The sequence below is a fragment of the Paucibacter sp. M5-1 genome, from assembly GCF_027498415.2.
In the GTDB taxonomy this organism is placed as follows: Bacteria; Pseudomonadota; Gammaproteobacteria; order Burkholderiales; family Burkholderiaceae_C; genus Roseateles_E.
The window spans coordinates 731,461-744,678 of record NZ_JAPZLM020000001.1 but is presented as its reverse complement, the minus strand read 5'-3'; the positions used below and the strand labels follow the sequence as shown (position 1 = coordinate 744,678).

Annotated in this window: 16 protein-coding genes; 5 read left to right on the top strand and 11 right to left on the bottom strand. The window is 67.9% G+C overall.

The window, feature by feature from the left end:
- Nucleotides 1-52: 52 nt before the first annotated feature.
- The 4 genes from O5M90_RS03400 to O5M90_RS03385 form a co-directional block, all read right to left on the bottom strand.
- Nucleotides 53-2,584 (bottom strand): ATPase, T2SS/T4P/T4SS family, encoded by a 2,532-nt coding sequence (locus O5M90_RS03400; protein WP_440401812.1) that lies wholly within the window; start codon nt 2,582-2,584, stop codon nt 53-55.
- A 103-nt stretch (nt 2,585-2,687) separates the two neighbouring features.
- Complete coding sequence (locus tag O5M90_RS03395) at nt 2,688-3,995, bottom strand: TRAP transporter large permease (RefSeq protein ID WP_269841438.1); 1,308 nt, start codon at nt 3,993-3,995, stop codon at nt 2,688-2,690.
- A complete protein-coding gene (locus O5M90_RS03390; protein WP_269841439.1) occupies nt 3,992-4,504 on the bottom strand; it encodes a TRAP transporter small permease in 513 nt (170 codons plus the stop codon). Before O5M90_RS03390 ends, O5M90_RS03395 begins: the two co-directional genes overlap by 4 nt.
- A gap of 19 nt (nt 4,505-4,523) precedes the next feature.
- Nucleotides 4,524-5,492: a TRAP transporter substrate-binding protein gene (locus O5M90_RS03385; RefSeq protein ID WP_269841801.1), complete on the bottom strand. Its 969-nt coding sequence runs from the start codon at nt 5,490-5,492 to the stop codon at nt 4,524-4,526.
- A gap of 125 nt (nt 5,493-5,617) precedes the next feature.
- On the opposite strand from O5M90_RS03385, the gene pcp reads away from it, so the two are divergent.
- On the top strand, nt 5,618-6,256 hold the full coding sequence (pcp, locus tag O5M90_RS03380; RefSeq protein ID WP_137943501.1) for a pyroglutamyl-peptidase I: 639 nt from the start codon (nt 5,618-5,620) through the stop codon (nt 6,254-6,256).
- Between the two features lie 13 nt (nt 6,257-6,269).
- On the opposite strand, the gene O5M90_RS03375 is transcribed toward pcp, so the two are convergent.
- A complete protein-coding gene (locus tag O5M90_RS03375) occupies nt 6,270-6,470 on the bottom strand; it encodes a zf-HC2 domain-containing protein (protein ID WP_269841440.1) in 201 nt (66 codons plus the stop codon).
- On the bottom strand, nt 6,467-7,030 hold the full coding sequence (locus O5M90_RS03370) for a sigma-70 family RNA polymerase sigma factor (protein ID WP_137943500.1): 564 nt from the start codon (nt 7,028-7,030) through the stop codon (nt 6,467-6,469). The genes O5M90_RS03375 and O5M90_RS03370 overlap by 4 nt, the downstream gene beginning before the upstream one ends.
- A gap of 121 nt (nt 7,031-7,151) precedes the next feature.
- Between O5M90_RS03370 and O5M90_RS03365 the strand changes: the two genes are divergently transcribed.
- From O5M90_RS03365 to O5M90_RS03350, 4 genes are read left to right on the top strand one after another with little or no spacing between them, the layout of a single operon-like run.
- Nucleotides 7,152-7,430, top strand: a complete 279-nt coding sequence (locus O5M90_RS03365) for a BufA1 family periplasmic bufferin-type metallophore (protein WP_262972824.1) — start codon at nt 7,152-7,154, stop codon at nt 7,428-7,430.
- Nucleotides 7,431-7,449: 19 nt separating this feature from the next.
- Nucleotides 7,450-8,319, top strand: a complete 870-nt coding sequence (locus O5M90_RS03360) for a DUF692 domain-containing protein (protein ID WP_269841441.1) — start codon at nt 7,450-7,452, stop codon at nt 8,317-8,319.
- Nucleotides 8,316-9,080 (top strand): HvfC/BufC family peptide modification chaperone, encoded by a 765-nt coding sequence (locus tag O5M90_RS03355; RefSeq protein ID WP_269841442.1) that lies wholly within the window; start codon nt 8,316-8,318, stop codon nt 9,078-9,080. Before O5M90_RS03360 ends, O5M90_RS03355 begins: the two co-directional genes overlap by 4 nt.
- Nucleotides 9,077-9,577, top strand: coding sequence for a DoxX family protein (locus tag O5M90_RS03350; protein ID WP_332909511.1), 501 nt, complete (start codon nt 9,077-9,079; stop codon nt 9,575-9,577). Before O5M90_RS03355 ends, O5M90_RS03350 begins: the two co-directional genes overlap by 4 nt.
- On the opposite strand, the gene tolA is transcribed toward O5M90_RS03350, so the two are convergent.
- Genes tolA through O5M90_RS03325 form a run of 5 tightly spaced genes read right to left on the bottom strand, consistent with a single transcriptional unit; the run spans nt 9,555 to nt 13,205 of the window.
- A complete protein-coding gene (gene tolA, locus O5M90_RS03345; RefSeq protein ID WP_269841443.1) occupies nt 9,555-10,457 on the bottom strand; it encodes a cell envelope integrity protein TolA in 903 nt (300 codons plus the stop codon). The genes O5M90_RS03350 and tolA overlap by 23 nt on opposite strands.
- A 13-nt stretch (nt 10,458-10,470) precedes the next feature.
- Entirely contained in the window at nt 10,471-10,905 is a 435-nt protein-coding gene (gene tolR, locus O5M90_RS03340) for a protein TolR (RefSeq protein ID WP_137943494.1), read from the bottom strand.
- A gap of 1 nt (nt 10,906) precedes the next feature.
- Nucleotides 10,907-11,602, bottom strand: a complete 696-nt coding sequence (gene tolQ / locus O5M90_RS03335) for a protein TolQ (protein ID WP_269841444.1) — start codon at nt 11,600-11,602, stop codon at nt 10,907-10,909.
- Nucleotides 11,599-12,009: a tol-pal system-associated acyl-CoA thioesterase gene (ybgC, locus tag O5M90_RS03330; RefSeq protein WP_269841803.1), complete on the bottom strand. Its 411-nt coding sequence runs from the start codon at nt 12,007-12,009 to the stop codon at nt 11,599-11,601. Before ybgC ends, tolQ begins: the two co-directional genes overlap by 4 nt.
- Nucleotides 12,009-13,205: a pyridoxal phosphate-dependent aminotransferase gene (locus O5M90_RS03325; RefSeq protein ID WP_269841445.1), complete on the bottom strand. Its 1,197-nt coding sequence runs from the start codon at nt 13,203-13,205 to the stop codon at nt 12,009-12,011. The genes ybgC and O5M90_RS03325 overlap by 1 nt, the downstream gene beginning before the upstream one ends.
- Between the last annotated feature and the right edge of the window lie 13 nt (nt 13,206-13,218).

Here is a 13,218-nt window from a genome sequence, read left to right as displayed (position 1 = left end):
TTGCCCGCCGCTGACAAGCGGGCTTGTCTGGAGTCGACGCCGCTGCCGGGGGTCAGGTATTGCTGGTGGCTCGCACCTCGGCCAGGGTCGTGACGCCGGCCAGCACCTTGACGATGCCGTCCTGGCGCAGGGTGCGCATGCCCTCGGCCAGCGCGCAATGCTGGATCTCCTCGGCCCGCGCCCCGGTCTGTATCAGGCGGCGTACCGTCTTGGAGACGGTCAGCAGCTCATGCAGGCCGGCGCGGCCCTTGAAGCCGGTGTTCTCGCATTTGGCGCAGCCGGGGCTGCTGTAGCGCAGCAGCCGGCCGTTCTCGCCATAGCTGGTCTGCCATTCGCCCAGCAGGGCCTGGCGCTCGGGGCGCTGGTCGGCGGGGAAGCTGTGCAGATAGTCGTCCAGCCATTCCTGCAGCTCGGCCTCGGGCAGGGGCTCGCTCTTGCGGCAATGCGGGCACAGGCGCTTGACCAGGCGCTGGGCCAGCACGGCCAAGAGCGAATCGGCAAAGTTGAACGGGTCCATGCCCATGTCCAGCAGCCGGGTCACGGTCTCGGGCGCGCTGTTGGTGTGCAGGGTGGAGAGCACCAGGTGACCGGTCAGCGAGGCCTCGACCGCGATCTGGGCGGTCTCTTCGTCGCGGATCTCGCCCACCATGATGACGTCCGGATCGGCGCGCAAAAAGGCGCGCAAGGCCTTGGCAAAGGTCCAGTCGATCTTGGGGTTGACCTGGACCTGGCGCAGGCCGTTCTGGGTGATTTCGATCGGGTCCTCGGCGGTCCAGATCTTGCGCTCGGGCTGGTTGATATGGCTGAGTGCCGAGTGCAAGGTGGTGGTCTTGCCCGAGCCGGTCGGGCCCACGCAGAGCACCATGCCGTAGGGCCGGCTGACCGCTGCCTTCAGCTCGCTCAGATTGTGGGCCGACAGGCCCAGCTTCTCCAGTGGGATGGGCTTGGCCGAGGACAGGATGCGCATCACCACATCCTCCAGGCCGTTATTGGTCGGGATCGTCGCGACCCGCAGCTCCAGCCTGTGCTGCGGCGAGAAGCGCGAGAAGTTGATCTTGCCGTCCTGCGGCTTGCGGCGCTCGGAGATGTCCAGATCGCACATGATCTTGATGCGCGCGATCATTGCATTGCGATAGGTGTAGGGCAGTTCCAGATAGGGTTGCAGCGAGCCGTCGCGGCGAAAGCGGATCTTCAGCTTCTCGCGCCCGGGGTAGGTCTCGATATGGATGTCGGAGACGCCCTGGCTGTGGGCCTCGATGATCATGCTGTTGATCAGGCGCACCAGCGAGTTGTCCGACTGCTCGATCGGCGTGTCGTCCTCGCGGATGGATTTTTCCTGGCTGTCGCGCTCCAGGGTCTCGATCAGCTTGCCGGCGGTGTCGGGCTCGAAATCGAGGTTCAGCGCCGGCATGCGCAGCTCGCTGGCCGAGGCCCCGCCGTCCTTGCCGAAGCGCTCGTACACGGTGGGCAGCGCGAACACCAGCGTGCCGACCTTGGTCAGGGTCGGCACGACCTTGAGCTGCGAGATGAACTCGACCTCGTCGATCGCGTCACGCCGGGTCGGGTCTTCCATCGCGACGATCAGCTTGCCCTCGCGCAGCACCAGCGGCAGCACTTCCAGACGCTTGGCCACCGAGTGCGGCAGCTTGCGCACCGCGTCGGCCTCGATCGGGAAGTTCTCGACATCGACCAGCGGATAGCCCATCTTGCGGGCCAGCGCCGACTGCAGCTGCTGGCGCGTCACGACACCCTTGCGCACCAGCAGCTGACCCAGCGGCACCGAGCGGTCGGAGCGCTGCTGCTCCAGCGCCTGGTCGAGCTGCTCCTGCGTGATCAATTCGAGTGCCAGCAAGGCCTCGCCGATGCGCACCATGGGCATCTTGGCCTGCTGCTCGATGGCCTGCATCAGCTGCTCGGCCGAGACCACCTGCTTGGCCACCAGGATGTCGCCGACGCGGCGCGAGCGCAGATCGTTCTGCTCCTGGACCACCGCCTCGACCTGCTCCGGGCTGACGCTCTGGTCGCGCAGCAGCAGGGCGCCGATGCGTTCGCCGATCTCGAAGCCGGCCAGCACCTCGCGCGGCACGAAGACGCGCAGCACCGAATCGTCGCTGGCCGAGACCGGCGGGAACAGATAGAGGCCCAGATCGTCCTGGTAGTGACCGATGGTCGTGCCCTTGAGCTCGCCGCCGCCATGGAAGGCCAGCTTGAACTCGCTGCGCGGGCGCTGGTCCATCGCCAGCGGGTCGTCGATCGCGATCGCCTCGCGCGGCGCGGCCGGGATCGGGCGCAGGAGCTTGAGCGCGCGGAACTGGGCGAACTTCAGCGGCATCGCGCTGCGCGCCGGCGGCACCGTGACCTGGGCCACCCGCTCCTGCGAGGCGATCAGGATCACATGGCCGGTGGTGCGGCTGTTGTTGAGGCCCAGGATCTCGCAGGGCTCGGGCGCGCTCTGCGGCTGCGGCTGCGGGTAGGCCGCATAGGGCGGTGTCGGCCACTGGAAGTGCTGCTCATCGGCGGACTCACGCGCGATGTCCTGGGCCTTGGCATATGGCCAGTCGAGCGGCGCGGACGGATCGGGCATCGGGGTCTCCGGGTTGGGTGTTCAGGGGGCGGGTGCCCGAGCAGCATATGCGATTGTGAGCGCGCTTGTCGGCGGAACAGGGCGCACAGCGCCGGCCAGTTCCTCAGCCGCCACGCATGCGCCGGGGCAGGTAGGTGACGATGTCCGGCACGAAGTAGATCAGCGCCAGCGCGGCCAGCATCAGCAAGAAGAAGGGCAGCGCGACCCGGGCGATATAGCCGATCTCGCGCCTTGTCATGCCCTGCAGCACGAAGAGATTGAAGCCCACCGGCGGCGTGATCTGGGCCATCTCGACCACCAGCACAACGAAGATGCCGAACCACAGTGGGTCGATGCCGGCCTTCAGCACCGTCGGCAGTATCACGCCCATGGTCAGCACCACCATCGAGATGCCGTCCAGGAAACAGCCCAGCACGATGTAGAACAGGGTCAGCGCCATCAGCAGCCCCCAGGCCGGCAGGCCCAGGCCGGCGATCCACTCGGCCAGATGGCGCGGCAGGCCCAGATAGCCCATCGCCAGGGTCAGGAAGGAGGCGCCGGCGAGTATCAAGGCGATCATGCAGTACAGCCGCGTGCCGCCCAGCAGCGCGTCCCGGAAGCTGGCCCAGCTCAGCGAACCCTGGGCCGCCGACAACAGCAGCGCGCCCAGCACGCCCACGGCAGCCGCCTCGGTGGCGGTGGCGATGCCGGCATAAATAGAGCCCAGCACCGCGCCGATCAGCAGCAGCACCGGGATCAGGCTGCCCGAGGCCTTCAGCTTCGCAGCCAGGCTCATCGGCACATCGGCCGGCGGCACCAGATCCGGGTGGCGCCAGGCCCAGAACACCAGATAGCCGGAAAACAGCAGCGCCAGCATCGCCCCCGGCAGCACGCCGGCGATGAAGAGCTCGGCGATCGAGACATCGGCGCTGACGCCGTAGACGATCATGATGATGGACGGCGGGATCAAGAGGCCCAGGGTGCCGGCCCCGGCCAGCGAACCGATCGCGATATCGTCAGGGTAGCCGCGGCGCTGCAGCTCGGGCAGTGTCATCTTGCCGATGGTGGCGCAGGTGGCGGCGCTGGAGCCGGAGACGGCGGCGAAGATCGCGCAGCCGACCACATTGGTGTGCAGCAGCCGGCCCGGCAGGGCCTGCACCCAGGGCGACAGGCCCTTGAACATATCGCTGGACAGCCGGGTGCGGAACAGGATCTCGCCCATCCAGATGAACAGCGGCAGCGCGGTCAGTGTCCAGCTGGAGGCCGAGCCCCAGATCGTCACGGCCATCGCGTCGCCGGCCGGCCGGCTGCTGAAGAGCTGCATCGCCAGCCAGGCCGCGCCCGACAGCGCCAGCCCGATCCAGACCCCGCTGGCCAGGATGGCGAACAGGGCCAGTATCAGCAGTGCGGTGATGGCGAGATCGTGGTTCATTCGTTGTGCAGCGCTTGGCCGGCGTCGGCCGGGCCGGTGCGCCGGCCGCGCCATTCGAGCAGCAGCTCGTCGAGCAGGGCGATGGCCAGCACCGCGTTGCCGATCGCCATCGACAGCTGCGGCAGCCACAGCGGCGTGGCGTCGTTGAGCGTGGAAATGTCCTGGAAGCTCCAGGACTGCCAGACCAGGCGGGCGCTGTAGAAGGCCGCGATCAGCGCGAGCAGGCTGGCCACCATCAGCGCGAACCGCTCCAGCGCACGGCGCGGGCCGCCTTGCAGCGCGTTGACCAGCAGGGTCACGCGGATGTGCTCGCCGCGCTTGAGCGTGTGGGCCAGGGCCAGGAAGCCGCAGGCCGCCATCAGATAGCCGGCATAGGCATCGCTGCCGGGCAGATAAAAGCCCAGCTGCCGCCCGGCGACGCCGCCCAGCACGATCAGCAGCAGGCCCACCATGCACAGCGCGGCCAGCGCAGCCGCAGCGTCGTAGAGGGCGTCTAGCAGGCGTCGCAAGAGGCTGCTGCCGGTGGGCTCAGGGCTTGCGGAAGGCCGCCAGCAAGGCCTGACCCTCGGCGCCGGCCTTCTTCTCCCAGTCGGCCAGCATGCTGGCACCGACCTGGCTCATGTCCTGCATCAGCTTGGGCGAGGGCGGCATGATCTTCATGCCTTTCTCGGTCAGCGCCTTCTTGTACCAGTCGTTCTTCTCCTGGCTGATCTTCCAGCCGCGCACCTCGGCCTCGGCAGCGGCCTTGAGTACCGCCTCCTGGCTGGGCTTGTCCAGCGCATCGAAGGCCTTTTTATTGACGATCAGCGCATTCTTGGGCAACCAGGCCTGGGTGTCGTAGAAGTACTTGATGCTCTCGTAGGTCTTGCTGTCGTAGCCGGTGGCACCGGAGGACATATAGGACTCGACCACACCGGTGGCCAGGGCCTGGCTCAGCTCGGCGGCCTGTATCGTGACCGGCTGGGCGCCGATCAGCTCGGCGATCTTGGCGGTGGCCGGGCTGTAGGCGCGCCACTTGATGCCGCGCATATCGGCCACCGAGCCGATCTCCTTCTTGACGTAGATGCCTTGCGGCGGCCAGGCCACCGTGTAGAGCAGCTGCATGCCCTGGGCACCGAGCACCTTGTTCAGATGCGGTTTCTGGGCCTCGGCCAGCTTGCGCGACTGGGCATAGCCGGTGGCCAGCATCGGCACGCCATCGGCGCCGAAGATCGGGTTCTCGTTCTCGAAGATGCCCAAGAGGATCTCGCCCATCTGGGCCTGGCCGCCCTGCACCGCGCGCTTGATCTCATTGGCCTTGAACAGCGAGGCATTGGCGTGCACGGTGATCTTGAGCTTGCCGGCCGTGGCCTTGTCGACATCGGCGGCGAACTGCATCAGGTTCTCGGTGTGGAAGTTGCTCGCCGGGTAGGCCGAGGGCAGGTCCCACTTGGTCTGGGCCGAGGCCGCAGTCGCCAGTGTCAGCAGGCCGGCGGCCAGCATCGATCGAGTCGTCATCATGCGAACACTCCTTCAGCGGGGCAATGGTGCGAGCATGGGGCGTGCCGGCGCGCTTGCCGATTGGTAGTCACCCCGATTCGGCGGGTTAGCATCGGGCCGATTCGACAGCCAGCCATGACGCCATGAATATTCTGCTGACCGGTTTCGAGCCCTTCGGGGGCGAGGCCATCAACCCCGCCTGGGAAATCGCCCGTGCGTTGGACGGCGAGACGCTGGGCCCGGCACGCATCGTGGCGCGCCAGCTGCCCTGCGTGTTCGGGCAGTCGTTGCGCGTGCTCGACGAGGCGCTGGCCGAGCTGCGGCCGGGCCTGGTGCTGGCCCTGGGCCAGGCGGGCGGGCGCAGCGATCTGTCGCTGGAGCGGGTCGCGATCAATGTCGACGATGCCCGCATCGCCGACAACGCCGGGGCCCAGCCCATCGATATGCCGGTGCTGGAGAGCGGGCCGGCGGCCTATTTCTCGACCCTGCCGATCAAGGCCATCGTCCACGGCCTGCGCGCGGCCGGCCTGCCGGCCTCGGTGTCGCAGAGCGCAGGCACCTTTGTCTGCAACCATCTGTTCTACGGCCTGCAGCATCGGCTGGCCGGCAGCGGCGTGCGCAGCGGCTTTCTGCACATTCCCTATCTGCCCGAGCAGGCCGCCCGCAGCAGCGGCCAGCCCAGCATGGCGCTGGCCAGCATGATCGAAGGCGTACGCATGACATTGGCGCTGGCCTTGCAGAACGAGCGTGACCTGCGCGAGACGGGCGGGGCGATTGCCTAGGCGCCAGGGCCGCTCACTCCGACTCCGAATAGGCCCGCCAGCGCTTACTGGCGCTGCGCATCAGCGCTACCTGGTCGGCAAATCGCGGGCAGGCCTTGCAGACCAGCATATGCAGGCGCACGGCCAGGCGTTCGCGCAGCGGCAGCGCGCGGTCCTCGGCCTGCAGCACGAGATGGGTGACCTGTTTGCAGGAGCGGCGCAGCAGCATGATCATCGGGCGGGCGCCGACGGGCCCGCGAACCAGTTGAGTTGAAGGCAATCACGCAGCCGCAGCCGGGCGCGGTGCAGCATGACCCAGAGATTGGTCGGCGTGATGGCCAAAGCCTTACAGATCTCGTCGCTGTCCAGCTCCAGCCACTCCCTCATCATGAACAGGCGGCCCTGCTGGCCGGGCAGCAGCTCGACGCAGGCCTCCAGCACCTTCATGAATTCGAGCTGGCGCAGCGCCTGCTCGGGGTCGCCCCAGTCCTGCGGGGCTTCGCGCCAGTGGCCGTCGGGGTGGAAGAGCTCGTCGTCGAGATCGACGCCGTCCTCGGCCGTGGTCGACATCTCGCGGCAGTTGCGGCGGATCTGGTCGATCAGCTTGTGCTTGAGGATGCCCACCAGCCAGGTCTTGAGCTGCGATTGGCCGCCGAAAGCCTGCGGCTTCTCCAGCGCCGCGAGCACGGTCTCGGACACCGCGTCCTCGGCCCAGGCGGCGTTGCGCAGCTGCAGCCGCGCGTATTTCAGCAGCTGTGGTCGCAGCGCTTCGATGGCCTTGGCGTAGTCGCTCATCAAGAGGGCTCGGAATTTTCGATGGGCGCAGTGTAAGGACTTGGTCGGCACTTGCGACACACAGGTGTCCAACGCATGATGCGTCGGCCTCGATCTCAACCCTACACCTCAAGGAACTCTGATGAAGACATCCCAACTCGTTTCGTCCGCGCTGGCCGCCGCCCTGTCCATGGGGGCGGTCGGCCAGGCCGTGGCCCAGGACAAGGCCGCCAAGGAGAAATGCTACGGCGTGGCCAAGGCCGGCCAGAACGACTGCGCCAATCTCAGCGGCACCCACTCCTGCGCCGGCCAGTCCAAGGCCGACAACGCCCCCGACGAATGGAAGTATGTGGCCAAGGGCGAGTGCAAGGCGATGAAGGGCATGACGGCCGAGGAAGCCAAGGCCAAGGCGAAGAAGTAAGCGACAAGACCCGACCCCCATGCGTGAAGCTCCTGCCTCTTCAAACGTCGGTATCGGCTGGCGCCAGCCGCACTACCAGGCGCTGATGCAGCAGCGGCCCGATCTGGGTTTTCTGCAGCTGCACTCGGAGAACTTCTTCGCGCCCGGGGGGGCGGCGGGCCAGGTCTTGCTGCGGGCACGCGAGCATTACGAGATCAGCCTGCACGGCGTCGGGCTTTCGCTGGGCTCGGCGGCCGGGCTCGATCCCTGGCATCTGGATCAGCTGGCCCGCCTGGTCGAGGCAGTGCAGCCGCTGCGCGTCTCCGACCATGCGAGCTTTGCCCGTGTGCCCGGCATGGACGCCGGGCCGGTGCTGCATGCCAATGACCTGCTGCCTATCGCCTTCAGCGAAAGCAGCCTGGACGTCATGGTGGCCAATGTGCAGACGGTGCAGGAGCGGTTGCGCCGCCCGTTGCTGGTCGAGAACCTCAGCGCCTATCTGGCCTGGGAGGATGACCGGATCGCCGAGCCCGAGTTCTTCAATGCGCTGGTGCGGCGCAGCGGCTGCGGCCTGCTGCTGGATGTCAACAATCTGGTGGTCAATGCGCTGAACCGGGGCGCCGATGACGAGGCGGCGGTGCACGCGGCCTGCGCCTGGATCGATGCCTTGGACCCGGGCGTGGTCGGCGAGATTCATCTGGCCGGCTATGCGCGGCTGGACGATATCGTCATCGACGACCATGGCAGCCGGGTTCATGCACCGGTGTGGCAGGTCTACCGCCATGCGCTGCGGCACCTGGGCGCCGTGCCCAGCCTGATCGAGTGGGACACCGACCTGCCCGAGCTCGCCGTGCTGCTGGATGAAGCCTCTCTGATGCAGGACTGCCTGCGCGCGGCGGCGCCGCGATGAGCCGCGCGGCCGAACTGCGCCGCCAGCAGGCGCTGCTGCGGGCCCTGCTGCAAACACCTCCTCCCGCAGCGCCGCCACCCGGGGCCCGGTCCCTGGGCACCGTATCACTGCGCCGGGGCCTGCAAGCCTATCGCGGCCATGCCAAGGCGCTGGCCGCCCAGACCCTGGCCTCGGTGTTCGATCGCTTGCAAACAGTGCTCGGCGAGACCGACTTCGCGGTGATGGCCTGGGCCTTCTGGCGTGCCTGCCCACCAGAACGCGGCGATCTGGGCTGCTGGGGTCAGGCCTTGCCCGAGTTCCTGCGTGATCAGCCCGGCATACCGGCCTGGCTGCCCGATCTGGCGCGGCTGGAATGGGCCGCCCATCAGGCCGAGCGGGCCTTGGACGCTGAACTCGATGCCGGCTCGCTGCAACTGCTCGCCGAGCAGGAAGCGGACCGGCTTTGCCTGCGGCTGCGGCCCGGCTTGCAGCTGCTGTCGCTGCTCGGTTCGGCGGCGGCGCGGTGGCCGCTGGACCTGGCCGGCAGCGCTGACGAACACCTCATCGTGCTGGTGTGGCGGCAGGGCTGGCGGGCCGAGGCCCGTCTGCTCGCTGCCGACCAGGCGCTGTTCATGCAGGCGCTGCTGCTGGGTCAAAGCCTGCAGCAGGCCCTCGATCAAACCCTGGCCGCCAATGCCGGCTTCGACTTCGCCGCCTGGCTGCAGCTCGCCCTGTCCGAGGCCTGGCTGCAGGCGGTCATCCCTTTCACGGAGTCCCCATGATGAGCAATCCCGTGACCCTGCTGCTGCGCGCGGCCAGCGACCCTGGCCTGGAGCGGCCGCTGACCATGGCCGCACCGCTGGCCGCACTGACCCATCATCTGCGCTCGCTGGCGCTGCTGGCGGCGCGGCTCTATGTGGCCCAGGTCTTCTTTCTGTCCGGTCTGACCAAGATCCGCGACTGGTCGACGACGCTCTTGCTGTTCGAGGACGAGTACCGCGTGCCCCTGCTGCCGCCCGAGCTGGCGGCTTGGCTGGGCACCGGCGGTGAGTTGCTGCTGCCGGTGCTGCTGGCGCTGGGCCTGGGGGGGCGCTTTGCCGCGCTGGGCCTGAGCGTGGTCAATATCATGGCCGTGCTGAGCCTCAGCAAGATCGCTCCGGCCGCGCTGCTGAGTCATCAGCTATGGGGCGCGCTGCTGCTGATGGTGGTCTTCTGGGGCGCGGGCCGCTGGTCGGCCGACGCCTTGATCTGCCGCTTCAGTCCTTCGGCTGGAAGGTGATCACCAGCACCGAGGGCACGCGGCCGTCGACATCGCGCGGCAGCATCTCGGTCTTGTCGATCGCGCGCAGCACGGCCTTGTCCCACTCGGCATCGCCGCTGGACTTCAGCAGCTTGCGGCCGATGATGTGGCCATCGGCGGCGGCGCGCACCTCGACCTCGGCGACCGGATTGCCGGCGCCGGCCTCGCTGTAGATGATGTTGGGCCGGATGCGCGCCTTGATGCGGCCGCCATAGCTCGGCGACGGGCCGGCGCTCTGCAAGGCCGTGCCGGTGGCCTGCGGGCCACCGCTGGCGCCGGCCATGCCCTGGATGCGGCGCAGGTTTTCCTGGCGCTGCGCCTCGGCGCGCTTCTCGGCCAGGGCCTCCGCCTTCTTGCTGTCCTGGCGGGCCTTGTCGTCCTTGAGCTTTGGCTCCTTGGCCTGCTGCTCCTTCAGGGCCTTGGCGTCCTTGGCCGCCTTGTCCTTCTGTTCCTGCAGCTCGCGCAGCTTTTGCTTGCGCTGTTCTTCCTGCTCGGCCAGGCGCTTGGCTTCCAGCTCTTCGCGCTTCTTCTCCCGCGCCTTGGCAATCGCGATCTCGGCATCGCGCTGGGCCTGCAGATCGGGAGGCGGGGGCTCGGGTTTGGGTGGCGCGGGCTTGACGACCGGCTCGGGCTCGGGCGGCGGGGCCTCCTCGCGCGGCGCCGCTGCCACCGGCACCGCGGCCCACAGCTCGGCCTCGAAGGCCGGTTCGGTCTTGGAGCGCCATTGCACGCCGGCGGTCAGCGCGATGATCAGCAGGCCATGGGCCAGCAGGGCCAGCGCGAAGCCGCGGCCCAGGCCGGCCGAGGGCGGCGGGCGGCTCGCGTCGAAGCCGGTGGGCGCGAAGGTGCTGCTGCTCATGCGGGACGCTGTCTCAGTTGCTGGCTGCGCCGCTCTTGACGGCCAGGCCGACCTTCTGGATGCCGGCGCTTTGCAGCACATCCATCACCTTGACGACGGCCTCGTACTTGACGGCCTTGTCGGCCGAGATCACGACTGGGCTGTTCTCCTTGCCGGCCTGGGCCTGCTTGACGCGCTCGGCCAGACGGTTGAGAACGAGGTCCTGCGGCTCGTCCTTGTCGATCTTGAGCTTGAGCTTCTCGTCGGCGCCGACGATCACATGGATCACCTGATCGGGTTGCTGACGGCTCTTGCCGACGCTGGGCAGATCCACGAGACCGGTCGTGATCAGCGGCGCGCTGACCATGAAGATGATCAGCAGCACCAGCATCACATCGATGAAGGGCACCATATTGATCTCGTTGATGGTGCGGCGGCGCGAGCCGCTGCGGGAGCTGATGGCGGCCATCTCAATCGGCCCCGTGATGGCCGGCGGGCGCACCGGCATTGCGCTGCAGGATGTTGGAGAACTCTTCGATGAAGGTCTCCAAGGTGATCGCGCTGCGGTCGATCTGGCGGGCGAATCGGTTGTAGGCCAGCACCGCAGGGATGGCGGCGAACAGGCCGATCGCGGTGGCCACCAGGGCCTCGGCAATGCCCGGCGCCACGGTGGCCAGCGTCACCTGCTGCAGGTTCGACAGGCCGACGAAGGCGTGCATGATGCCCCAGATGGTGCCGAACAGGCCGATATAGGGCGAGACCGAGCCGACCGAGGCGAGGAAGGACAGATGGCTCTCCATCGCGTCGAGCTCGCGCTGGTAGCTCGCGCGCATCGCGCGGCGCGCGCCGTCGAGTAGGGCAGTCGGTTCGGCGACACGGCGTTCGCGCAGCTTCAGGAACTCGCGCATGCCGGCCGCGAAGATGCGCTCCAGCGGCGCGCCGCCATGACGGCCATTGACACTGTTGTAGAGCTCGTTGAGGTTCTTGCCGGACCAGAACTCGGACTCGAAGCCCTCATTGCCGGCCTTGATGCGCGAGAGCGCGAAGAACTTGTTGAAGATCACGCTCCAGCTGGCCAGCGACATCGCCAGCAGGCCGACGATCACCAGCTGCACGGGCAGGCTGGCGTGCATGATCAGGGCAACAATGGACAGGTCTTGATTCATGGTGGGTTCAGGGAATCCAGCGCTTGTTGGATGGAGGCCGGGATGCGGCTCGGTTTGAAGTCTCGGGCACCGACGCAGCCGATGCGGATCTCGCCCTCGGCCAGCAGCACGTCACCGCGCCGGGCCTGCTGATGAAGCGTCATGCTGACACGGCCGCGCTCGCGCAAGGCCACCGAGACATGTAAAAAATCGTCCAGCCGCGCCGGGCTCAGATAGCGCAGCGAGGTAGCGCTGACGATGAACATCACGCCTTCTTCGTGGCGCATGCGCTCCTGCTCGAAGCCCAGCGCACGCAGCCACTCGGTGCGAGCGCGCTCGAAGAACTTCAGATAGTTGGCATAGAACACCACGCCGCCGGCATCGGTGTCTTCCCAGTAGACCCGCAGCCCGTGCTCGAAATCGCTCATCATGCTTTCAAGACTTGGGCCAGCCGGGCGACGGCCTGCTGCAAATCGTCGAGGCTGCTGGCAAAGGACAGCCGCACCCAGCGCTCGGCGCCGAGCTTGCCGAAGTCGCGGCCCGGGGTCAGCGCCACATGGGCCTGGGCCATCATCTCGAAGCAGAAGTCCCAGCTGCTGTCGGAGAAGGCCGAGCAGTCCATCCAGACATAGAAGGCGCCATCGGGCAGCACAGGCACCTTGAAGCCGAGCTGCTGCAGCGCCGGCACGATGAAATCGCGACGGGCGCGGAACTCGGCGCGGCGGCGCTCGAACTCGGCGATCACGGCCGGCTCGAAGCAGGCCAGCGCGGCATGCTGAGCCACACTGGAGGCGCAGATGAAGAGGTTTTGCGCCAGCTTCTCGATCGGCGCCACCAGGGCCGGTGGCAGCACCAGCCAGCCCAGGCGCCAGCCGGTCATGCCGAAGTACTTCGAGAAGCTGTTGACCGAGATCACATCATCGCCCTGATCCCCACACCAAGCCAGCACGCTGTGGCCGAAGCGCTCCTCATAGCTGAGGCCCAGATAGATCTCGTCGACGATGCTGACGCCGCCGCGCGCACGCACCGCCTGCACGATGGCCTGCATCTCCTCGGGTTCTATCGAGGTGCCCGTCGGGTTGCTGGGCGAGGCCAGCAGCACGCCGCGGGTGTGCGCGGTCCAGGCCTGCTCGATCTGCGCGGCGCTGAGCTGGAAGCGCTGCTTGGGACCGGCGGCCAGCAGCACGGCCTCGGCATCCGCAGCCGCGACGAAATGGCGGTTGCAGGGGTAGCAGGGGTCGGGCATCAGCACCTGGTCGCCGCGCTCGAACAGGGCCAGGCAGGCCAGCTGCAGCGCGGCCGAGGCGCCGGCGGTGATCACGATGCGCTCGGGCGCGATGTCCAGCGCGAAGCGCTCGCGGTACCAGCGGCTCAGTGCCTCACGCAGCGCCGGCAGGCCGGTGGCCGGCGTGTACTGGGTGCGGCCGCCCTCGACACAGGCGCTCGCTGCGGCCTGCACGGCCGGCGGCGCGGTGAAGTCGGGCTCGCCGATGTTCAGATAGATCATCGGCCGGCCGCCCCGGGCCGGGTCGCAGGCTGGGCTGCGCGCGATCTCGGCAGCGGCCTTGGCGCATTCCATCACGTAGAAAGGCTCGATATGGTCGAGCCGACCGGCCAGCTTCATGGGCGCGTCAAGC

Excerpts from the sequence above, each read along its gene's own strand:
- O5M90_RS03360 (WP_269841441.1), top strand. The coding sequence starts at position 7,450 with ATGCGTGAAGCTCCTGCCTCTTCAAACGTCGGTATCGGCTGGCGCCAG.
- O5M90_RS03325 (WP_269841445.1), bottom strand. The coding sequence starts at position 13,205 with ATGAAGCTGGCCGGTCGGCTCGACCATATCGAGCCTTTCTACGTGATG.
- O5M90_RS03385 (WP_269841801.1), bottom strand. The coding sequence starts at position 5,492 with ATGACGACTCGATCGATGCTGGCCGCCGGCCTGCTGACACTGGCGACT.
- O5M90_RS03395 (WP_269841438.1), bottom strand. The coding sequence starts at position 3,995 with ATGAACCACGATCTCGCCATCACCGCACTGCTGATACTGGCCCTGTTC.
- O5M90_RS03350 (WP_332909511.1), top strand. The coding sequence starts at position 9,077 with ATGATGAGCAATCCCGTGACCCTGCTGCTGCGCGCGGCCAGCGACCCT.
- O5M90_RS03375 (WP_269841440.1), bottom strand. The coding sequence starts at position 6,470 with ATGATCATGCTGCTGCGCCGCTCCTGCAAACAGGTCACCCATCTCGTG.
- pcp (WP_137943501.1), top strand. The coding sequence starts at position 5,618 with ATGAATATTCTGCTGACCGGTTTCGAGCCCTTCGGGGGCGAGGCCATC.
- tolA (WP_269841443.1), bottom strand. The coding sequence starts at position 10,457 with ATGAGCAGCAGCACCTTCGCGCCCACCGGCTTCGACGCGAGCCGCCCG.
- O5M90_RS03400 (WP_440401812.1), bottom strand. The coding sequence starts at position 2,584 with ATGCCCGATCCGTCCGCGCCGCTCGACTGGCCATATGCCAAGGCCCAG.
- O5M90_RS03370 (WP_137943500.1), bottom strand. The coding sequence starts at position 7,030 with ATGAGCGACTACGCCAAGGCCATCGAAGCGCTGCGACCACAGCTGCTG.
- tolR (WP_137943494.1), bottom strand. The coding sequence starts at position 10,905 with ATGGCCGCCATCAGCTCCCGCAGCGGCTCGCGCCGCCGCACCATCAAC.
- O5M90_RS03365 (WP_262972824.1), top strand. The coding sequence starts at position 7,152 with ATGAAGACATCCCAACTCGTTTCGTCCGCGCTGGCCGCCGCCCTGTCC.
- O5M90_RS03355 (WP_269841442.1), top strand. The coding sequence starts at position 8,316 with ATGAGCCGCGCGGCCGAACTGCGCCGCCAGCAGGCGCTGCTGCGGGCC.
- tolQ (WP_269841444.1), bottom strand. The coding sequence starts at position 11,602 with ATGAATCAAGACCTGTCCATTGTTGCCCTGATCATGCACGCCAGCCTG.
- ybgC (WP_269841803.1), bottom strand. The coding sequence starts at position 12,009 with ATGAGCGATTTCGAGCACGGGCTGCGGGTCTACTGGGAAGACACCGAT.